The sequence below is a fragment of the Nonomuraea endophytica genome, assembly GCF_014203235.1.
Taxonomy (GTDB): Bacteria; Actinomycetota; Actinomycetes; order Streptosporangiales; family Streptosporangiaceae; genus Nonomuraea; species Nonomuraea endophytica.
In genome coordinates this window covers 479,851-498,336 of the sequence record NZ_JACHIN010000003.1, presented here as the reverse complement: position 1 = coordinate 498,336, position 18,486 = coordinate 479,851, and the positions used below count along the sequence as shown (strand labels likewise).

The 18,486-nt window shown below is 73.3% G+C and carries 22 protein-coding genes; 11 read left to right on the top strand and 11 right to left on the bottom strand.

What is annotated here, in order from left to right; genetic code table 11:
* Nucleotides 1-48 precede the first annotated feature (48 nt).
* Nucleotides 49-813 (top strand): GNAT family N-acetyltransferase, encoded by a 765-nt coding sequence (locus tag HNR40_RS14245; RefSeq protein ID WP_246509035.1) that lies wholly within the window; start codon nt 49-51, stop codon nt 811-813.
* On the top strand, nt 810-1,919 hold the full coding sequence (gene menC / locus HNR40_RS14240) for an o-succinylbenzoate synthase (protein WP_184961188.1): 1,110 nt from the start codon (nt 810-812) through the stop codon (nt 1,917-1,919). Before HNR40_RS14245 ends, menC begins: the two co-directional genes overlap by 4 nt.
* Before the next feature lie 8 nt (nt 1,920-1,927).
* Here the strand turns inward: menC and HNR40_RS14235 are convergent, their stop codons facing one another.
* Complete coding sequence (locus HNR40_RS14235; protein ID WP_184961186.1) at nt 1,928-3,115, bottom strand: N-acetylglucosamine-6-phosphate deacetylase; 1,188 nt, start codon at nt 3,113-3,115, stop codon at nt 1,928-1,930.
* 105 nt (nt 3,116-3,220) lie between these two features.
* Between HNR40_RS14235 and HNR40_RS14230 the strand changes: the two genes are divergently transcribed.
* The 5 genes from HNR40_RS14230 (at nt 3,221) to HNR40_RS14210 (ending at nt 7,453) form a co-directional block, all read left to right on the top strand.
* Nucleotides 3,221-3,367 carry a hypothetical protein gene (locus HNR40_RS14230; RefSeq protein ID WP_184961184.1) on the top strand — a complete coding sequence of 49 codons (147 nt, stop codon included), beginning with the start codon at nt 3,221-3,223 and terminating at the stop codon, nt 3,365-3,367.
* 88 nt (nt 3,368-3,455) lie between these two features.
* The gene (locus tag HNR40_RS14225) at nt 3,456-4,478 is read left to right on the top strand and encodes a FecCD family ABC transporter permease (RefSeq protein WP_246509034.1); all 1,023 of its coding nucleotides are present in this window, start codon (nt 3,456-3,458) and stop codon (nt 4,476-4,478) included.
* Between the two features lies 1 nt (nt 4,479).
* On the top strand, nt 4,480-5,271 hold the full coding sequence (locus tag HNR40_RS14220) for an ABC transporter ATP-binding protein (protein WP_184961180.1): 792 nt from the start codon (nt 4,480-4,482) through the stop codon (nt 5,269-5,271).
* Nucleotides 5,268-6,248, top strand: coding sequence for an ABC transporter substrate-binding protein (locus tag HNR40_RS14215; RefSeq protein ID WP_184961178.1), 981 nt, complete (start codon nt 5,268-5,270; stop codon nt 6,246-6,248). Before HNR40_RS14220 ends, HNR40_RS14215 begins: the two co-directional genes overlap by 4 nt.
* The gene (locus HNR40_RS14210; protein WP_312896342.1) at nt 6,245-7,453 is read left to right on the top strand and encodes an MFS transporter; all 1,209 of its coding nucleotides are present in this window, start codon (nt 6,245-6,247) and stop codon (nt 7,451-7,453) included. The genes HNR40_RS14215 and HNR40_RS14210 overlap by 4 nt, the downstream gene beginning before the upstream one ends.
* Here HNR40_RS14210 and HNR40_RS14205 read toward each other — a convergent pair.
* The 4 genes from HNR40_RS14205 to HNR40_RS14190 all read right to left on the bottom strand — a co-directional run bounded on the left by HNR40_RS14205 (nt 7,401) and on the right by HNR40_RS14190 (nt 10,858).
* Nucleotides 7,401-8,498 (bottom strand): serine hydrolase domain-containing protein, encoded by a 1,098-nt coding sequence (locus tag HNR40_RS14205; RefSeq protein WP_221340309.1) that lies wholly within the window; start codon nt 8,496-8,498, stop codon nt 7,401-7,403. The genes HNR40_RS14210 and HNR40_RS14205 overlap by 53 nt on opposite strands.
* Before the next feature lie 26 nt (nt 8,499-8,524).
* Complete coding sequence (locus HNR40_RS14200) at nt 8,525-9,169, bottom strand: response regulator (protein ID WP_184961176.1); 645 nt, start codon at nt 9,167-9,169, stop codon at nt 8,525-8,527.
* Nucleotides 9,157-10,263 carry a sensor histidine kinase gene (locus tag HNR40_RS14195; RefSeq protein ID WP_184961174.1) on the bottom strand — a complete coding sequence of 369 codons (1,107 nt, stop codon included), beginning with the start codon at nt 10,261-10,263 and terminating at the stop codon, nt 9,157-9,159. Before HNR40_RS14195 ends, HNR40_RS14200 begins: the two co-directional genes overlap by 13 nt.
* A gap of 61 nt (nt 10,264-10,324) precedes the next feature.
* On the bottom strand, nt 10,325-10,858 hold the full coding sequence (locus HNR40_RS14190; protein WP_184961172.1) for a TetR/AcrR family transcriptional regulator: 534 nt from the start codon (nt 10,856-10,858) through the stop codon (nt 10,325-10,327).
* Between the two features lie 76 nt (nt 10,859-10,934).
* Between HNR40_RS14190 and HNR40_RS56240 the strand changes: the two genes are divergently transcribed.
* Both HNR40_RS56240 and HNR40_RS14180 read left to right on the top strand, forming a co-directional pair.
* A complete protein-coding gene (locus HNR40_RS56240) occupies nt 10,935-11,834 on the top strand; it encodes a zinc-binding dehydrogenase (protein ID WP_184961170.1) in 900 nt (299 codons plus the stop codon).
* Nucleotides 11,835-11,929: 95 nt separating this feature from the next.
* The gene (locus HNR40_RS14180; RefSeq protein WP_184961168.1) at nt 11,930-13,066 is read left to right on the top strand and encodes an epoxide hydrolase family protein; all 1,137 of its coding nucleotides are present in this window, start codon (nt 11,930-11,932) and stop codon (nt 13,064-13,066) included.
* Here HNR40_RS14180 and HNR40_RS14175 read toward each other — a convergent pair.
* From HNR40_RS14175 to HNR40_RS14165, 3 genes are read right to left on the bottom strand one after another with little or no spacing between them, the layout of a single operon-like run.
* Nucleotides 13,050-14,270: an ion channel protein gene (locus tag HNR40_RS14175; protein ID WP_184961166.1), complete on the bottom strand. Its 1,221-nt coding sequence runs from the start codon at nt 14,268-14,270 to the stop codon at nt 13,050-13,052. The two genes, HNR40_RS14180 and HNR40_RS14175, sit on opposite strands and share 17 nt — an antisense overlap.
* 35 nt (nt 14,271-14,305) lie before the next feature.
* On the bottom strand, nt 14,306-14,761 hold the full coding sequence (locus HNR40_RS14170; RefSeq protein ID WP_184961164.1) for a MarR family winged helix-turn-helix transcriptional regulator: 456 nt from the start codon (nt 14,759-14,761) through the stop codon (nt 14,306-14,308).
* The gene (locus HNR40_RS14165) at nt 14,758-15,144 is read right to left on the bottom strand and encodes a nuclear transport factor 2 family protein (RefSeq protein WP_184961162.1); all 387 of its coding nucleotides are present in this window, start codon (nt 15,142-15,144) and stop codon (nt 14,758-14,760) included. Before HNR40_RS14165 ends, HNR40_RS14170 begins: the two co-directional genes overlap by 4 nt.
* A 75-nt stretch (nt 15,145-15,219) precedes the next feature.
* On the opposite strand from HNR40_RS14165, the gene HNR40_RS14160 reads away from it, so the two are divergent.
* Entirely contained in the window at nt 15,220-16,212 is a 993-nt protein-coding gene (locus HNR40_RS14160) for an MDR family NADP-dependent oxidoreductase (RefSeq protein ID WP_184961160.1), read from the top strand.
* A 2-nt stretch (nt 16,213-16,214) separates the two neighbouring features.
* On the opposite strand, the gene HNR40_RS14155 is transcribed toward HNR40_RS14160, so the two are convergent.
* The 3 genes from HNR40_RS14155 to HNR40_RS14145 form a co-directional block, all read right to left on the bottom strand.
* Entirely contained in the window at nt 16,215-16,535 is a 321-nt protein-coding gene (locus HNR40_RS14155; protein ID WP_184961158.1) for a DMT family transporter, read from the bottom strand.
* A 19-nt stretch (nt 16,536-16,554) separates the two neighbouring features.
* Entirely contained in the window at nt 16,555-16,887 is a 333-nt protein-coding gene (locus HNR40_RS14150) for a DMT family transporter (protein ID WP_184961156.1), read from the bottom strand.
* 61 nt (nt 16,888-16,948) lie between these two features.
* Nucleotides 16,949-17,815 carry an SDR family oxidoreductase gene (locus HNR40_RS14145; RefSeq protein ID WP_184961154.1) on the bottom strand — a complete coding sequence of 289 codons (867 nt, stop codon included), beginning with the start codon at nt 17,813-17,815 and terminating at the stop codon, nt 16,949-16,951.
* 67 nt (nt 17,816-17,882) lie between these two features.
* Here HNR40_RS14145 and HNR40_RS14140 point away from each other — a divergent pair, with 67 nt between their 5' ends.
* Complete coding sequence (locus HNR40_RS14140) at nt 17,883-18,485, top strand: TetR/AcrR family transcriptional regulator (protein WP_184961152.1); 603 nt, start codon at nt 17,883-17,885, stop codon at nt 18,483-18,485.
* Nucleotide 18,486 lies beyond the last annotated feature (1 nt).

Below are 18,486 nucleotides of genomic sequence, written 5' to 3'. Positions count from 1 at the left end.
GCGCGCACGCCAACGCCCGCGCGGGCCCACCCCGCGATGCTGTGGTCCATGGCCGAACTCCTCATCCGTTCCCTTGACGGCACCGCGGCGCTGCGGCGGGCCGACCGGTTGCTGCGCGAGGTCTGGGGCACCAGACCCGGCGACGACCCGCCGCTCGCGCTCGACCTGATGTGCGCCTTCGCCCACACCGGCGGGTACGTGGGCGGCGCCTTCCTGGACGGCGAGCTGGCGGGTGTGGCGGCCGGCTTCATCGCGGGCGACCGCAGTCTGCACTCGCACGTGGCGGGCGTGGCGGCGGGCGCGCGCGGGCGTGGCGTCGGCAGGGCGCTGAAGGAGCACCAGCGGGCGTGGGCCGCCGATCGCGGCCTGTCCGCCGTTTCATGGACCTTCGACCCGCTGGTCAGGAGGAACGCGTTCTTCAACCTGGCCGGGCTGGGCGCGCGGGTGGTGGCGTACCTGCCCGACTTCTACGGGCCGATGCACGACGGCATCAACGACGGCGGGCCCTCCGACCGGCTGTTCGTGACCTGGCCGACGTGGGCCCCCGATCCCTCCCCCGCGCCCGACGGGGCCGAGCGTGGAGTGGTCGTGGTCGACGAGTCGGGGACCGTACACGAGCATGACGGCGCGGACGTGCTGCGGTGCGCGACGCCCGCCGACGTGGAGGCGCTGCGGACGGCCGCGCCGCGGGAGGCGCTGCGGTGGCGCGCGGCGATGGAGGAAGGGCTCGGCGGCGCGCTGGCCCAGGGCTACGAGGTCACCGGATTCACCCGCGGCGGCTGGTACCTGCTGGCCAAGGGAGGCGGGAAGTGAAGATCGACGGCGTCGAACTGCGGGAGGTGGCGCTGCCGCTGGTCAGCCCGTTCCGTACGTCGCTGGGCACGCAGCACGAGCGCGAGGCGCTGCTCGTGCGCGTGGTCAGCGGCGAGGTCGAGGGGTGGGGCGAGTGCGCGGCCGAGGACGAGCCGACCTACTCCCCCGAGTACCTGGCCGGGGCCGCGGACCTGATCAGGCGCTTCGTGCTGCCCGCCCTCGCGCCGCACGGCCTGGACCCCGCCGCCGTCGGGCCCGCCCTGCGGCATCTGCGCGGCCACGTCATGGCCAAGGCCGCCGTGGAGACGGCGGTGCTGGACTGCTGGCTGCGGGCCCACCGCGTCAGCCTCGCCCAGCACCTCGGCGGGGTACGGCGCCGCGTCCGCGTGGGCGTCTCGGTGGGCATCACCGAGACCGTGGACGCGCTGCTGGACACCGTGGACAAGCACCTGACCGCCGGCTACGCCCGGATCAAGCTGAAGATCGAACCCGGCTGGGACCTGGAGCCGGTCCGGGCGGTGCGCGAGACGTTCGGCTCCGGCGTGATGCTGACCGTGGACGCCAACACCGCTTACACCCCCGCCGACCTGCGGCACCTGGCCCAGCTCGACGCGTACGGGCTGGCGATGATCGAACAGCCCTTCGCGCCGGGCGACCTGCGATCGCACGCCGCGCTCGCCGCCCGCCTCGACACCCCCGTGTGCCTGGACGAGAGCATCACCAGCGCCCGCGACGCCGCCGAGGCCATCAGGGCGGGCGCCTGCTCGATCATCAACATCAAGCCCGGCCGCGTCGGCGGCTACCTGGAGGCCCGCCGCGTGCACGACGTGGCCGAGGCCAACGGGGTGCCCGTCTGGTGCGGCGGAATGCTGGAGACCGGCCTCGGCAGGGCGGCCAACCTGGCGCTGGCCGGCCTGCCCGGCTTCACGCTGCCCGGCGACATCTCGGCCACCGAGCGCTACTACCACCGCGACATCACCCGCCCGTTCGTCCTGGACGGCGGCGAACTGCCCGTGCCCGAAGGCCCCGGCATCGGCGTCACGCCCGACCCCGAGGCCCTGAAGTCCTGCACGACGAGCGCGGAGTGGATCCCCCTCAGCCCGTGAGAACCCGCTCACCCGGTGAGAACCCGGTCACCGGCCACTCCGTCGAGGTCCATGAGCCAGCGTCCGCCGACGATCGTGGCCCGCGCGGTCAGGTCGTCGTCGAGCAGCGCCAGGTCGGCGTGGCAGCCGGGACGCAGTGTGCCCTGACGGCGCAGCCCGAGCACCGCGGCCGGCACCCGGGTCGCGGTGGCGACGGTCTCGGGCACGCTCAGCCCGGCCGCCCCGCGCAGGTGGCCGAGCATGCGGTCGAGCCCGGTCGTGCTCCCGGCGAAGGCGGTGCGGTCGGGCAGCATGCCGACGCCGTCCTCGACCACACAGCACAGATTCCCCAGCCGGTACGGCGTGCCGTCCGCCAGCCCCAGCCCCGGCGTGGAGTCGGAGACCACGGTCAGCCGCCCGCGCAGGCACCGGTAGGCGATCCGCAGCAGTTCGGGCGGCAGGTGCCGGTCGTCGGCGATGACCTCGGCGGTCAGCCCGGTGGAGGCCAGCGACTCCTCCAGCAGTCCCGGCACCCGCCACGGCCCCTCGCGGCGCAGCGCGGACTGCCCGCTCCACAGGTGCGTCAGGTGCGTGGCCCCGGCGGCCACGGCGGCGGCGAACTCCGCCCCGGCCGCCTGGCTGTGCCCGATGGCCACGATCGCGCCCCCTTCGGCGAACGCCCGCGTGGCCGCGATCCCGCCCGGCAGTTCGGGGGCGAGCGTGACCATCGTCGGCGCCCCGGCCCGCAGCAGTGCTTTCACGTCCTCCGGCCGGGGGTGGCGCAGCAGTGCCGGGTCGTGCGCCCCGGCCTGTTCCGGCGCCAGGAAAGGCCCTTCCAGGTGGACCCCGATCAACCGCACGCCGGGCGAGCGGTAGCCGGCGGCGAACGACAGGCACCCGGCCAGGTGTGACAGCTCGGAGGTGGCCAGCGACGCCTGCACAGCGGTGACGCCGGAGCGGGCGTGGGCGGCCAGGACGGCGTCGTACCCGGCGGCGTCAGGGGTGTCGAAGCCGTGCCCGGCGGCGCCGTGGGTGTGCAGGTCGATGAGGCCGGGGGTCAGGTAGCGCCCGCCCGCGTCCAGGCGGGTGAGGCCGGGCGGCAGCTGTGAGTACGGCGCCAGCGCCTCGATCATGCCGTCGCGGACCAGCACGGCCACGTCGGCGTCGACCGAGCGGGCCAGCACGACCCGGGCGCCGACCAGTGCGTAGCGGCTCATGCGTTCCTCTCGCGACGGTTGCGCACCCTGTCTACCTCACCGCTTCCACGGCCATCAAGATCTCATCCGGCGCATAGACCTCTCCACGGGGGTAGCTGGAAGGGCATGGCGACAATCATCGATCGGGTGCGCGCGTACCTGCGCAGCCCGCGTGGCAGGCAGAACGTCGAGAAGGCGAAGCGGATGGCCCGCGACCCGCGGACACGGCAGAAGGCCAGGGGCTTCCTGGACCGGCTGCGAAGGAGGCGCTGAGCTGATCATGTAGCCGTTCCCAGGGGATCGCGCCGCGGCAACCGGTGGTAGGGTCGCGTGAAAATGATTGTCGTTATCGGAGTCAATCTTGCGATCCCTTGTCCTCTTACTGGCTGCGGTCCTCGCGGTCTCGGTGCTGCTCGCTATCGGCGTCGGCGCCGCGGCGGTCCCGCCCGGCCAGACCCTGCGCTACCTCTGGGCGGCACTGTCCGGCGGCGCGATCACACCGGACGAGGTGACCACCTATCAGATCGTCTGGCAGGTGCGCACGCCGCGCGTCATCCTCGCGGTGCTGGTCGGCGCCGGGCTCAGCGCGGCCGGCGTGGCGATCCAGGCCATGGTGCGCAACGCGCTGGCCGACCCGTTCGTGCTCGGCGTCTCCTCCGGAGCCTCGGCCGGCGCCGTGCTGGTCGGCGTCACCGGCGCGCTCACCGCGCTCGGCATCTACGCCGTGAGCGCCGGCGCCTTCCTCGGCGCCCTGCTCGCCTCCGCCCTCGTCTACTTCGTCGCCCGGCAGGGCGGCGGGCTGTCACCGCTGCGGCTCGTGCTGACCGGGGTGGCGGCCGCGTTCGGCTTCCAGGCCGTGATGAGCGTGATCGTCTACTTCGCGCCGGACGGCGAGGCCACCAGCACCGTCCTGTACTGGTCGATGGGCGGCTTCGGCGCGGCGACCTGGGGCGCGCTGCCCGTCATCGCCGCCGTCACGCTGACCGCGCTCGTCATCTTGCGCGGGCTCGGCCGCCGCCTGGACGTGCTGGCGCAGGGCGACGAGAGCGCCGCCGCCCTCGGCGTCGACACGGTACGGCTGCGCCGCGGCCTGTTCGTGCTCACCTCCCTGGCCACCGGGGCGATGGTCGCGGTCAGCGGCGCGATCGGCTTCGTCGGCCTGGTCATGCCCCACCTGGTCCGCCTGCTGGTGGGCGCCGCCCACACCCGCGTGCTCACGATCGCCCCGCTGGCCGGCGCGATCTTCATGGTGTGGGCCGACCTCGTCGCGCGGACCCTGGTAGCGCCCAGGGAACTGCCGATCGGCGTGATCACCGCCCTGGTCGGCGTGCCCGTGTTCGTCACGCTGCTGCGCCGCCGCGGCTACCTGTTCGGGCGGGCCTGACATGGCGCTGCTCCTTGACGGCCTGTCCGTCTCGGCGGGCACGGCCGACCTCGTCACCGACCTGTTCCTGACGGTCGCGGCCGGGCAGGTCGTGGGCCTGGTCGGCCCCAACGGCTCGGGCAAGACCACCACCCTGCGCTGCGTCTACCGGGCGCTGCGGCCGAGCGCCGGAGCGGTGCGCGTGGACGGCCGGGACCTGGCCGCCCTGCCGATGCGCGAGTCCGCCCGGCTCGTCGGCGCGCTCACCCAGGAGGGTCACACCGACCTCGACTTCACCGTCGAGGAGACCGTGGCACTCGGCCGCGTCCCGCACCTGCGCGGCAACCGGGCACTCGGCGCGCACGACCGCGAGCTGTGCCGCCGGGCGATGGAGAGCATGGAGGTCGCGCACCTGGCCGGGCGCGGCGTGCTGTCGCTGTCGGGGGGCGAGCGCCAGCGGGTGCTCGTGGCCCGCGCGCTCGTCCAGGAGCCGCGGGTGCTCATCCTGGACGAGCCGACCAACCACCTCGACCTGCACCACCAGATCAGGCTGCTGTCGATGCTGCGCGCCGCCGGCCACACCGCGCTGGTCACCCTGCACGACCTCAACCTCGCCGCCTCGGCCTGCGACCGGCTGGCCGTGCTGTCCGGCGGCCGGCTCGTGACCGCCGGGACACCCGGCGAGGTCCTCACCGAGGCGCTGCTACGCGACGTCTTCGGCGTCGAGGCCACCGTCGTCCCCCATCCCCTCACCGGCGTGCCCCAGGTCCTCTACGACCTCGGGTCCGCCCATCTGGAAGGAACCACCGCGTGAACCGCACGCTGACCGCCTGCGCCCTGGCCGGGACCCTGCTGCTCGCCGGTTGCGGCGCCCGGGTCGAAGGCGGCGCAGCCGTACCGGAGAAGACGAACGTCAAGCGGTGCGGGCAGGAGGTCGCCTACACGACCCCGCGCCGCGCCGTCGTCTACGAGGCGGGCAGCGCGGACAAGATGTTCGCGCTCGGGCTCACCGCGCACGTGCACGGCTACGTGATGCCGCCCGCCAACCCGCCGGTCGAGGAGTCGCCCTGGGCCGCCGAGTACGCCAAGGTCAAGTTCCTCAGCGACGACCTGCTCAACCGCGAACTGGTCGTGGACGCCGAGTCCGACTTCGTGGTGGCCGGATGGCGCTCGGGCTTCAGCGACCAGCGCGGCATCACCCCGGCCATCCTGGACGGGCTGAAGATCCAGAGCTTCATGCACGCCGAGTCGTGCTTCAACTACCCCGGCTTCCCCGAGCGCGTCACGCCGTTCGAGGGCCTCTACACCGACCTCGAACGCCTCGGCCGGATCTTCCACGTCGAGGACCGCGCCCGCGCGCTGGTCGCCGGCTACAAGAAGCGGGTCGAGGCGGTACGCGCCCGTGCCCCGAAGGGCCAGCCGGTGCCCGTCTTCCTGTACGACTCGGGCACCGACAAGCCCTTCACCGCCGGCAGCCAGGTGCCGCCGAACGACATCATCCGCTTCGCCGGCGGCCGCAACGTCTTCGCCGGCCTGGACGCCCGCTGGAGCGAGGTCACCTGGGAGGCGGTCGTCGCGGCCAAGCCCGAGGTCATCATCATCCTCGACTACGGCGACAAGCCCGCCACCGAGAAGATCCGGTTCCTGAAGGAGTCGCCGGTGACGGCCAAGCTGCCCGCCGTCGTCAACGACCGGTTCCACGTCCTGGACTACAACGAGGGCATCAGCGGGCCGCGCAACGTCGACGGCCTGGAGGGCTTCGCCGCCTACCTGCGCGGGCTGCCCGGGTGAGCACCGCGACCGTGCTGCGCGACCCGGGGTTCGCGCGGCTGTGGGCGGGCACGACCGCCTCCGGGCTGGCGACGTGGGCGCTGCCGTTCGTGCTGGCGCTGGCGGTGCTCGACCGCGGCCTCACCGCGACCGGTCTCGGGATCGTGCTGGCCGCCAGGACCGCCGGGTTCCTGCTCGCGGTGCCGCTCGGCGGCGTGCTCGCCGACCGGTACTCGCGCCGCGCCGTGGTGCTGTGGGCGGGGCTGGCCGCCGCGCTGGCCACGCCGGTCATCGCCCTGGGCCTGGGCCGCTCGGTCCTGCTCATGAGCGTGGCCGCCGCGGTCGCCGGGGCGGGCCAGGGCGCCTGCAGGCCCGCCTTCCAGGCGCTGACCGCCGAGGTCGTCGACGAGGCCGGGCGGCAGCGCGCCAACGCCGCCATCACGCTCGCGGTGCGGGCCACCACGCTCGTGGCGCCCGCCGCGACCGCGCTGCTCGCGACCGTCCTGGATACCTGGGCGCTGCTGACCGGCACCGGCCTGCTGTGGCTGCTGGCCGCGCTCCTGCCGCCCCGTGGCCGCCGCCCCGCCCCCGCCGCCGCGCCGGTGGCGCTGCTCAAGGAGTTCGCCGAGGGTGTGCGCGAGGCGCGGCGGCACCCGTGGTTCCTGGCCGGGCTGGCCGCGCTGACCGCCGTCGTCTTCACCGGCTACTCGGTCACCGGCGTCGCGCTCCCGCTGATCAGCCGCGACCGCTACGGCACCGAGGCGGTGCTCGCCGCCGCCCTGACCGCCTACACCGCGGGCGCGCTGGCGGGGGCCCTGCTCATGGCGCGCTGGCGGCCGCGTTCCCAGGGCTGGGCCGCGCTGTTCGGTCTCGGCATGTACGGCTGCGCGCCGCTCAGCCTGCTGCTGCCGGTGCGCCCGGTGCTGGTGGCGGCGGCGTACCTGCTGGCCGGGGTGGGCATCGAGCTGTTCAACGTGCCGTGGTTCACCGCGACACAGCGCGAGGTGGAGCCGCGGCTGCTCGCCCGTGTCTCGTCGCTGGACTTCCTGCTCTCCTACGGCCTGGCCCCCATCGGCCTGGCGGTCCTGGCCCCGGCCATGGAGTCCTTCGGCGCCGCCCCGGTCCTGGCGTTCTGCGCCCTGGTCTGCTTCCTGGCCCCGGCCGCCGCCGCGCTCATCCCGGCGAGCCGCCACTTTCGCAAACGGTCCGGGCCAGCAGGGCGTTGAGCGCGCGGCCCGGATCTCCCTTGTACGGCGTGGCCGCCAGGCCGACCTCCCGCCGCCCGTCCTCGCTGCGGAAGGCGGCGGCGAAGTAGCCCGCGACGCCCCCGGCCTGACCGTAGAAGGTGCCGCAGGGCAGCCGGACGCTCGCCAGACCGAGCCCGTACGTGCCGCCGGGCAGCGGCTTCTTCATCTCGGCGAGCCAGGCGGGCGGCAGCAGCCGTCCGCCGAGCAGGGCGCGCATGAAGCGGTTGAGGTCGGCGGTGGTGGACACCATGCCGCCGGCCGCGCCGAGGACGGTCGGGTTGAGCGCGGTGATGTCGGTGACGACGCCGCCGGTCAGGGCGTGGGCGTGCGGGTGCGGGCCCTTGATCGACGGCTCCGTGTCCGGGGCGGAGGTGCGGGTCAGCCCGGCGCGCCGGATGACGCGCTCGGTGATCTCCGTGGCGTAGCCGCGTCCGGTGACGGCTCTGATGACCATGCCGAGCAGCACGTAGTTGGTGTTGGAGTAGGAGAACGTCCCGGGGGTGCGGGGCAGCCTTTCGGCCAGGCCGACCAGCTCCTGTTCGCGCCAGGTTCGCAGGGGTTCGCGCGGGTTGCCGGCGGCGTCCAGGAGCGTGGGGAAGTAGTCGGGGATGCCGCTGGTGTGCTGCAGCAGGTTCCGCAGCGTGATGCGCTCGCCCTCGCGGACGATGCCGGGCAGCCACCTGGCTACCGGGTCGGCCAGGGTCAGGCGGCCCTCGGCCGCTAGTTGCAGGACGACGGTGGCGGTGAACGCCTTGGTCAGGCTGCCGATCCTGAACCTGCCCGCCGCCTGGGCCGGGTGCGGCGCGCCGTACCGGATCCTGCCCTCGGCCAGCCTGTGCGTACGGCCCGCGGCCCGCACCTCGGCCAGGACGGCGAGCGAGCCGTCGGCGACCGCGTCGCGCAGATGACGCCGCAGCTCGGCGTGGATGTCACCGGTGGCAGCGGCGGCGGCGCCGGCCGGGGCGGTGGACAGGAGGGTCGCGGCGGCGAGTGCGGCCGCGGTGAAGTGCGCGAGGACACGCAAGGGAGAGCTCCTTCGGTGGGGTGGGTTCAGCGCTCGCTGCCGAGAAAGGCAAGGACGGCGAGCACCCGGCGGTGGCCGCCCTCCTCGGGCGGCAGGCCGAGCTTGGTGAAGATGTTGCCGATGTGCTTGTGCACGGCGCTGCCGGTGATCGTGAGCCGGGCGCCGATGTCGGTGTTGTCACGGCCCTGCGCCATGAGCGTGAGGACCTCGCGCTCGCGGGCGGTGAGGGCGTCGATGCGGCGTTCGCGGCCGGACATGAGCTGGGCGACGACCTCCGGGTCCATGACGGTGCCGCCCGCGGCCACCGTGCGCAGCGCGGCGACGAACTCGCTCACCCGGGCCACTCGGTCCTTGAGCAGGTAGCCGACCGCGCCGCCGCCGTCGGCGAGCAGTTCGCGGGCGTAGACGCGCTCGACGTACTGCGACAGCACCAGGATCGGCAGGCCGGGGCTGGCCCGCCGGGCTTCCAGCGCCGCCCTGATGCCCTCGTCGCGGAAGGTGGGCGGCAGCCGTACGTCCACGATGGTCACGTCGGGGCGATGGCGCCGCACGGCGGCGACGAACCCGGGCCCGTCGGCGGCGACCTCGGGCACCTCGATGCCCTTGGCGGCCAGCAGGAGCTCAACCCCGGACGACAGCAGGACGTTGTCCTCGGCGATCACGACGCGCACGGCAGCTCCACCACCAGGCGCGTCGGGCCGCCGTGCGGGCTGCTCACCCGGAGCGCGCCGTCGAGGGCGGCGGCGCGGCGGCGGATGCCGACGACGCCGGTGCCGCGCGTCTCGTCCACGCCGCCCACGCCGTCGTCGGCGACCTCGACGAGCAGGACGCCGCCCGCGCGCTCGACCCGGACGGTGGCCTGGCTCGCGCGGCTGTGCTTGGCGACGTTGGTGAGGGCCTCGGCCACGATGAAGTACGCCGCCGCCTCCAGCGCGGCAGGCAGTTCGCCGGTGCCGTCGAGGCGCAGCTCGACCGGGACGTCGCACCGTGCGCCGAGCGCCGCGAGCGCGCCGCCGAGCCCACGGTCGGCCAGGATCGGCGGGTACATGGTGCGGATCACCTCGCGCAGCTCCACCATGGCGTCCTCAGCGCCCTCGTGTGCCTCCCGCAGCAGGTCGGCGACCGGTCCGCGGTCGCCCAGCGCCTCCCTGGCGACGCCGAGCCTGATGGCCAGCGCGACCAGCCGGGCCTGGGTGCCGTCGTGCAGGTCGCGTTCGATGCGGCGCAGTTCGGCCCCATGGGCGTCCAGTACGGCGGCGCGGCTCTCCCCCAGCTCCGCGACCCGCTCGGTGAGCCGGTCGGTGAGCCGGTCCAGGTCGGCGGGCCCGGCCAGGGTCCGGCGGGCGTGCCCGCGGGCCACCGGCGGCGCGCCCGCGACCAGGAGCACCAGCGCCACGGCGCCGAACCCGAGCGCGGGACCCCACCCGTCCACCGGCGCCAGCAGCACGAGCGGCCGGTCCGCCGGATACAGCCACCAGACCGGCGCCGCCACGACCCGGCCGGCGGCGAGGAACGCGGCGAACCCGATGACCGCCCCGGTGAGCGCGAACTCCACGCCCCACCACCGCCCCGGGCCCGTGGCCGGAGCGGGAACCCCGAGCAGGGCCGCGGCCCGCCGCCGGTTCCAGGCCGCCCACCGCCGTAGCCCCGGCGCCGCCGCCGGGAGCGCCGCGAACGGCAGCAGCGGCAGGGTGGCGAGGCCGCAGACCAGGTTGACCAGCAGATATCGAAGCCCGCGCCACACCGCGGTCCATCGTTCGCGCATGCCGCCCAGTCTCCTGGCCAGGCCGGAGCGCCGTCACTACAGCCTGCTGCACCCTTGCGGCCTAGATCAGGGTGGCGGCGTACTCCTTGACGGAGTCGGTGAAGCGGCCCGGTCCCACGTGCCGGATCAGCGCGCCGTCGAAGAGGGCGAGCAGGCCGTGGGCGAGGAAGCCGGGGTCGGTGCCCGCGCCGTCCAGCAGGGAGGTCAGGTGGGCGTGCCAGAAGCGGTAGCTGGGGTCGGTGTATTTGTCGTCGGCGCAGGCCTGCTCGTGCGCCGACAGCAGGACGGCGTTGCCCTCCGCGATCGCGCACAGCCCGCCGAGGAAGGCGAGCAGCCGTTCCCGGGCGGCCGCCCCCGGGCCCAGGGGCGGCGGGCCGGTCACCACGGCCTCGCGCAGTTCGCGTGAGCGTTCCTCCAGCAGGGCCTGCAGCAGTCCCGCCCGGTTGCCGAAGCGGCGGAAGACCGTCCCCTTGCCGACACCGGCCAGCGCGGCCACCCGGTCGAGCGAGACGTGGTCGCCGCCGCCCTCGGCGAGCAGTTGCTCGGTGGCCCTGAGCACGGCCTGCCGGTTGCGGGCGGCGTCTGCGCGTTCCACTCGGGCACCCCTCTGGCAATCGGACCATCGGTCCGCTTATATTTGCGGACTGTCAGTCCGTATTCTAGGAGGTCTCATGCTCGCCCTTGTCGTCGCCCCGGACGCGCCCGGTTCACTCCGCCTCGCCGAGGCCCCTGAGCCGCGCCCCACGGCCGGCCAGCTCGTTCTGGAGGTGAGCCACATCTCGCTCAACCGCGGCGAGGTGACCTTCGCCGGCAGCCGCCCGCCGGGCACCGTGCACGGCTACGACGCGGCGGGGGTCGTGCTGCACCCTGCCGCCGACGGTTCCGGGCCCGCCGCCGGGACCCGGGTCGCCGCCTTCGGGGCCGGGGCCTGGGCGCAGCGGATGGCCGTGGAGACCACCGCGGTGGCCGAGGTGCCCGCCGGGGTGGATCCGGCCGACGCTGCCGCGCTGCCGATGGCCGGCCTCACCGCGCTGCGCACCCTGCGCACGCGCGACATCCTGGGCCGCCGGGTGCTGGTCACCGGGGCGGCGGGAGGGGTGGGCCGCTATGCCGTACAACTGGCCAGATTGGGCGGGGCGCACGTGATCGCCTCGGTCGGCTCGGCCGCCCGAGCGGAGGGGCTCGACGCGGACGAGGTCGTGATCGGCCTGGACGGCATCGACCGGCCGGTGGACCTGATCCTCGACAACGTGGGCGGGCCGCAGCTCGTCGCGGCCTGGCAGCTGCTCGCGGCGGGCGGGAGCGTGCAGAACATCGGCTGGGCCTCCGGTGAGCCCGCCGTGTTCGAGCCCTACTCGCTGTTCTTCGTCGGGGCGGCCAAGACCATGAGCACCTTCGGCGACGTGCGCGAGGTGGGGCCGGATCTGGCGACGCTGCTCGGGTTCGTCGCCGCCGGACGGCTCTCGCCCGAGGTCGGCTGGCGCGGCACGTGGCAGGAGTACGGCGCGGCGGCGGCCGCCCTGCTCGGCAGGAACGTCCCCGGCAAGGCGGTGCTGTCCGTCAGCCAGTGAGGCCGGGGCCGCATCGATCACGCTACATCGGATATAGCGGATGCTAGAGCGCGTCTTGCGCCCAAGGGGTGAACGACCGAACGAGAGGAACCGCGATGAGCATCCGTCCCTTCCGCATCGAGATCCCGCAGGCGCAGCTCGACGACCTGGCCGCTCGCCTGGCCGCGACCCGCTGGCCGGACGAGCTGCCGGGCGTCGGCTGGAGCCGGGGGGTGCCGGTGGATTACCTGCGGGAGCTGGCCGGCCACTGGCGTACCGGCTATGACTGGCGCGCGCACGAGGCGGCGATCAACGAGCACCCGCAGTTCCTCACCACGATCGACGGGCAGAACGTCCACTCCCTGCACGTCCGCTCCCCCGAGCCGGACGCGACGCCGCTGCTCCTGCTGCACGGCTGGCCGGGCGCGGTGACCGACTTCCTCGACGTCATCGGCCCGCTGTCGGACCCGCGCGCCCACGGCGGCGACCCGTCGGCCGCCTTCCACCTGGTGATCCCGTCGCTGCCGGGCTTCGGGTTCTCGACGCCGCTGGCCGGGCCGGGCATGAACGCGGCCAGGATGGCGAGCTTGTTCGTGCGGCTCATGGCCGAGCTCGGCTACGACCGCTACGGCGCGCACGGCTACGACGCCGGCTCCTGGGTGGCCCCGGCGATCGGCAGGCAGGATCCCGGGCACGTGATCGGCGTGCACATGAACGGCATGATCACCTTCCCGGTCGGCGCCGAGGGCGAGATGGACGAGCTGTCGGAGGTCGAGCGGGGCCGGTGGGACCGCATGGAGAACTTCAACGACGGCTACCTGCAGTGCAACTCCAAGCGCCCGCAGACCGTGGCCTACGGCCTCAACGACTCGCCGGTCGGCCAGCTCGCCTGGATCATGGAGAAGTTCAAGGAGCTCACGATCCCGGAGGAGGGTCTGCCGGAGGAGAGCATCGACCGCGACAGCATGCTGACCGACGTGTCGATCTACTGGCTGACCGGCACGGCGGGGTCGGCGGCGCAGATCTACTACGAGGAGATCTCGGCCGTCGAATGGGGCGAGGCGCCCGAGCGCGGCAAGGTGCCGACCGGGGTGCTGGTCACGGCCCACGACGTGACGATCCGGCCGTGGGCCGAGCGCGACCACAACGTCGTGCGCTGGACGGAGCTGGGCGAGGGCGGCCACTTCCTGTCGATGGAGCGGCCGGAGCTGCTGGTCGACGACCTGCGCACGTTCTTCACTTCTCTTCGATGATCATCTGAGGGCGTCCGGTGACCAGCAGCCACGCGGGCAGCAGGGCCAGGCAGAGCACGGGGATCAGGTCGAGGTCGGTGACGACGGTCGCGGCCATGAACAGGCTCAGCCAGCCCTGCTGGGTCACGGCGAGGGTGACGCCGAGCACGCCGCAGGCGATGGACAGCGACGGTGACACGCCGGGAACCAGCGCGGAGGCGAGCAGGCCGATGGCGACGCCGATGAAGACCGCGGGGAAGATCCGGCCGCCGATGAAGGCCGCGGTGGCGGCGATGAGGAGGGCGGCGAGCTTCACCAGGATGATCAGGGTCAGGGCGGCGGCGCCGTAGGGGGCGGCGACGAGTTGCTTCATCTCCGCCAGGCCCTTGAACAGGGTGATCTGGCCGCCGATCATCCCGGCGACGCCGAGGGCCACGCCGGCCAGCGTCAGCCGGGGCACGGGGTGGCGGATGAGGTGGAACAGGCGGTGGACGTGCGGGAAGGCGTAGACGGCCGCCAGCCCGGCGAGAACGGCGGCGCACGCGATGACCATGCCGCTGAGCAGGTCGAAGGGCTGCAGGGAGTAGTCGGGCAGGCCAAGCTGGAAGACCGGGCTGGCGATCAGGACGGTGGTGATCGCCCCGGCGCCGGCCGCGACCAGCGGGCCGAACAGGCGGTCCCAGAGCGGCACGTCCTTCGGGCCGAGCGCCAGCTCCGACAGGATCAGCGCGGCGGCCACGGGCGTGCCGAACAACGCGCCGATCGTCCCGGCCGCGGCCAGGCCCAGCCAGACCGGCGCCTTGATGCCGGGAAGCAGGCGCACGCCCACCGCGACGGCCAGGGCGATGTTGGCGGCGGTGATCGGGTTCTCCGGCCCGAGGCTCACGCCGCCCGCCAGGGTGAGTGCGGTGGCCAGCAGCATGCCGGGAACGACGGCCACCGGCAGCGGCTCGCCCACCAGGCCCTCGGTGGCCGGGTCGGGGCCCGTGGGGATCTTCCACACCACGAGCCCGACCGCCAGTCCGGTCAGCGTGAGAATCGCCAGCGTCCACCAGGGCGCGCCGCCGTCCAGGCCGAGTGCCGCGGGCAGGTGATGCCAGAGCACCTCCTGCAGGGCTTCGGCGGCGATGTCGACCACCAGCAGGATGAGGCTGCAGGCCACGCCGACGACCAGCGCGGGCAGCGCCAGCCGGGCCAGCGCGGCGGCGGGTCGGCCTTGGGTCATGCCCTGTCAGTTGCCTGGCCGCCCTCTAGGCAAGATCAAGCCCGCGTAACTTTCTCGCCCGCGAGCCCCGCCGTGAGCTCGGGTGAGCTGCGCATCAGCCGGAGCATCGCGTGGTGGAGGTCCGCGCGCTCCTCCGGGGCCCAGTCCTCGGTGAGCCTGGTGAAGACCGCCTCCTGCCAGGCGTGCGCGTCGCGCAGCAGCTCCCGTCCGTCCCCGGTCAGCTCGACGGTACGGCGCCGCCCGTCGGCGGCCGAGGCGGTGACGGCGAGGTAGCCCCGTTCGGTGGCCTGGGCGACCAGCCGGGAGGCGCCGGATTGGTCGAGTCCCAGCTCGGCGGCGACCTCGTTGACGGTGATCTCCGGCCGCCCGGCCAGCGCGTGGACCGCCTCGGCCACCATGACGTCACGCCCGCGCTCGGCCCCCGCGTTCCACCGCCGCGACCAGTGGCGCACGAAGTGGAACAGCGCCTGCCCGGGTCCCGGCCCGCTCATTCGGTCGCGGCCAGATCGGCGTACAGGCGGGCGAACTCGAGCGCCGCCCGCAGTTCGGGAAAGCGCAGCGCGGCCGAGACCCGGTCGCCGCTGGCCCGGAACACGGTCGCGACCCTGCTCGACCCGTCGTCCTGCGGCCAGCGGGCGTCCTGCTCGACGACCACGACCCGCTCGCTGATCGGATGCCACGAGCGGGGACGCAGCTCGACCCCCGACCGCACGATCCAGTCGGCGAAGTCGCCGGGCGTGATGGGCCCCGACCCCTTGGGCCCGTTGACCACGACGGGGTCGGCCACGACCGCGCGCACGCCGTCGAGGTCTCCGCCGTTCACGACCTCATGCCAACGGCCCACGGCCGCCTCGGTCCGCTCAGATGTGCTCATGCCTCGATATTATATGCGATTCGCATATATCTAATGCGGAACGAATAGTGCCGCGTTCCTTCCTAGGGTCGGCACATGTCGATCACCCACGCGACGGAGCTGCGACTGACCGCGCGCCCGGACACCGACCTGCGCGAGGACCACTTCGAACTCGCCCGCACCGAGATCGCGCCCCCGGCCGACGGCGAGTTCCTGGTCCGCAACGACTGGATGCTGCTGTCCGTCGTCATGCGCGAACTGATGGAGGCCGAGCCCCACCCCGACCTGCCGATGTCCGCCTACGAACTGGGCCGCCCGCCCTGGGCTCCGGCGGTCGGCACCGTCGTCGCCTCCCGCAGTTCACTCTTCTCGGCCGGCGACCTGGTCCAGCACGTGTACGGCTTCCGCGACCACGTCCTGGCCGCCGAGGGCGACGAGTCGTTCACCAAGCTCGACCCCACCTTGCTCCCCCGCCCCGAATACCACCTCAACCAGGGCGCCACCGCCTGGCGCGGCATGGTGACGCTCGCCGAGGCGGGCCCCGGCGACACCGTGTTCGTGTCCGGGGCCACCACCGGCGTCGGCGCGGTCGCCGGGCAGATCGCCCGGTGCCGCGGCGCCAAGCGGGTGATCGGCAGCACGGGCAGCAAGGAGAAGATCGGCTACCTCGTGGACGACCTGGGCTTCGACGCCGCCTTCGACTACCACGACGGCCCGGTCGCCGCCCGACTGGCGGAACTGGCCCCGGACGGCATCGACGTCTTCTTCGACAACGTCGCCGGAGAGCAGTTCGAGGCGGCGATGGCACTGGCCGCGCCGAACGCCCGCTTCGTGCTCTGCGGCTCGCTGTCGGGCCGCAACCCCGCCCTCGACCTGGAGCCCGCCGTCCTGCGCGACGTCACCATCCGCGGATTCACCACGCCCTACGACAACGATCCCGCCTGGATCGAGCACTACAGCCGGTGGCTGCGCGAGGGCCGGTTCGTCTTCCCGCACACCGTGGTGGAGGGCGGCCTGGCCGCGGTGCCCGGCGCGCTCGTCGGCCAGATGAACGGCAGGCACCGGGGGACGACGCTGGTCCGGCTGTGACCTCAGAGCCCTGAGGCGATCTTGAGCGTGATCACGCCGAGGATGATCGAGGCGAACGACAGCACCTTCGGCAGCGTGATCTTCTCCTTGTAGATCAGGGCGCCGAGGATGACGGTGCCGATCGAGCCGAGACCGGTCCAGATCGTGTAGCCGACGCCCACGTCCAGGGTCTTGAGCGCGAGGCTGAGGAAGAAGATGCCACCGGCGGCGGCCACCACGGTGAACAGCGACGGCCACACCTTGGTGAAGCCCTTGGTGGCGTTGGTGCCGAGGGCGAAGGCGATTTCGAAGACGACGGCGAGTGCGAGATAGAACCAGGCCATGATGGGTGCTCCTTAAGGGTCAGGCGGCGGTGGTGAGCTTGTCGGACAACTTCAGCCCGAGGATGCCGCCGATGATCAGGACGAAGGCGACCGCCTTCCAGACGTTCATGGACTCGCCGAAGATCAGCGTGCCGAGAACGACGGTGCCGGTGGCGCCGATGCCGGTCCACACGGTGTAGCCGACGCCCACGTCCAGGGTCTTCAGGGCCAGGCTGAGGAAGAAGATGCCGCCCGTCGCGGCGACGATCGTCACGATGGAGGGCACCAGTTCGGTGAAGCCGTTGGTCGCGTTGGTGCCCAGCGCGAACACCACCTCGAAGACCGAGGCCACGAGCAGATAGATCCATGCCATGAGAAAACTCCTTGCACATACAAGCGACTGAGCAGAAGTATGTATGTGCAAGCAAATCAAGTCAACCCGTGGGCTTACGCGCCTGGAGCTTGGCAACCAGCGACCAATAGATCATCTTGGTCATCGCCAGCGGACCGTACCTGACGCCGTCGGCGTAAGGGGTATCGCCGCGCAGGGTGGCGTCCGCGCCGCCGTCGACGTAGAGGATCTGGCCGGTCATGAACGTGTTCGCCGGGCTCAGCGTCCAGGCCAGCGCCTCGGCCACCGCGTCGGCCGGGCCGGGGAAGCCGAGCGGCTGCGGCAGCGCCTCGGCCATGAGCTTGGCCTGGGCAGGGGTGCCGAGCATCGTGCTACGCGCGCTCTCGGTGTCGACGATGCCCGGAGCGACGGCGTTGAGCGGGATGCCGGATCGGGCCCAGTCGGGGGCGGCGCGGCGTACCCACCGGTTGAGGGCGATCTTGGTGGAGCGGTAGAGCACGGCGCCCCTCCCCCGGTCGATGGCGCGCCGCGCCATCGCCGTGGCGGCGGCCTCGTCGTCGCGCAGGCACGCGGCGACCACGTCGGCGTCGCCGGCCGACAACGACGAGGCGGACGACACCACGACCGCGCGCGGCGCGCCCGACCGGTAGAGCAGCGGGCGCAGGCCGTTGAGGACGGCGAGGGTGCCGAAGTAGTTGACCCGGACGGTCGCCTCGGTGGGGGCGGCGATGCCCGCGACCAGCGCCAGGCCGTCGATGCCCGCCGGCGCCAGCCGCTCCACCTCCCCGACCAGCGCGGACCTGCCGTCGGCGGTGCCTAGGTCGGCACGGACGTCCGCGCCCTCCGCCACGCCGCAGCGGATCACCCTGGCTCCTTGATCGGCCAGCAGTTCGGCGGTGAGCGCGCCGATGCCGGTGTCGGCGCCGGTGACCACGTAGGTGCGTGTCATCGTCCATCCTTTCACTGCACTTGTGCATTTATGCACTAATGTAGCGGAAGGCGGTAGGATGCGCGGCATGCCGAAATCGACGGGGCTGCGGGATCGCAAGCGGCGGATGACCCGGGAGGCGATCGTGCTGGCCGCGACCGAGCTGTTCACCGGCCGGGGCTTCGCGGGGACCACGGTGGCCGACATCGCGGAGCGGGCCGGGGTGGCGCCGCGGACGTTCTTCCTGCACTTCGCGTCCAAGGAGGACGTGCTGTTCCACCACATCGAGCGGTACGTGGACATCGCCGTCGCCCGGGTGTCCTCGTTGCCCGCCGGGACCACGGCCTGGGAGGCGGTGCAGCGGGCGGTGGAGTCGCTGGTCGACGCCCTGGACGTGGCCGACACCAACGTCGACGCGCTGGCACCGGTCCGGGTGCTGGTGGCGCGGGAGTCGGGCGGGATGCCGCCGTCGCTGGCCGTACGCCTGCATGGGGTGCAGACGCGCATCCTCGACGCGATCACCGAGCGTTACCCCGGGCTGGACGCGCTCCACTGCGCCGCCCACCTGGGCGCCTGCGTCGGCGCGGTCAGCGCCGTCGCCTCCCAGAACGCCACCCCATCCACCCGCACCGACGCCATGCGCCACGCCATAACCCTGGCCGGCACCGGCTTCACCGCCCCACCCACCTGAC

Coding starts and splice junctions, on each gene's coding strand:
- HNR40_RS14245 (WP_246509035.1), top strand. CDS start 49: ATGGCCGAACTCCTCATCCGTTCCCTTGACGGCACCGCGGCGCTGCGG.
- HNR40_RS14235 (WP_184961186.1), bottom strand. CDS start 3,115: ATGAGCCGCTACGCACTGGTCGGCGCCCGGGTCGTGCTGGCCCGCTCG.
- HNR40_RS14230 (WP_184961184.1), top strand. CDS start 3,221: ATGGCGACAATCATCGATCGGGTGCGCGCGTACCTGCGCAGCCCGCGT.
- HNR40_RS14220 (WP_184961180.1), top strand. CDS start 4,480: ATGGCGCTGCTCCTTGACGGCCTGTCCGTCTCGGCGGGCACGGCCGAC.
- HNR40_RS14195 (WP_184961174.1), bottom strand. CDS start 10,263: ATGCGCGAACGATGGACCGCGGTGTGGCGCGGGCTTCGATATCTGCTG.
- HNR40_RS56240 (WP_184961170.1), top strand. CDS start 10,935: ATGCTCGCCCTTGTCGTCGCCCCGGACGCGCCCGGTTCACTCCGCCTC.
- HNR40_RS14180 (WP_184961168.1), top strand. CDS start 11,930: ATGAGCATCCGTCCCTTCCGCATCGAGATCCCGCAGGCGCAGCTCGAC.
- HNR40_RS14175 (WP_184961166.1), bottom strand. CDS start 14,270: ATGACCCAAGGCCGACCCGCCGCCGCGCTGGCCCGGCTGGCGCTGCCC.
- HNR40_RS14170 (WP_184961164.1), bottom strand. CDS start 14,761: ATGAGCGGGCCGGGACCCGGGCAGGCGCTGTTCCACTTCGTGCGCCAC.
- HNR40_RS14165 (WP_184961162.1), bottom strand. CDS start 15,144: ATGAGCACATCTGAGCGGACCGAGGCGGCCGTGGGCCGTTGGCATGAG.
- HNR40_RS14160 (WP_184961160.1), top strand. CDS start 15,220: ATGTCGATCACCCACGCGACGGAGCTGCGACTGACCGCGCGCCCGGAC.
- HNR40_RS14155 (WP_184961158.1), bottom strand. CDS start 16,535: ATGGCCTGGTTCTATCTCGCACTCGCCGTCGTCTTCGAAATCGCCTTC.
- HNR40_RS14150 (WP_184961156.1), bottom strand. CDS start 16,887: ATGGCATGGATCTATCTGCTCGTGGCCTCGGTCTTCGAGGTGGTGTTC.
- HNR40_RS14145 (WP_184961154.1), bottom strand. CDS start 17,815: ATGACACGCACCTACGTGGTCACCGGCGCCGACACCGGCATCGGCGCG.
- HNR40_RS14140 (WP_184961152.1), top strand. CDS start 17,883: ATGCCGAAATCGACGGGGCTGCGGGATCGCAAGCGGCGGATGACCCGG.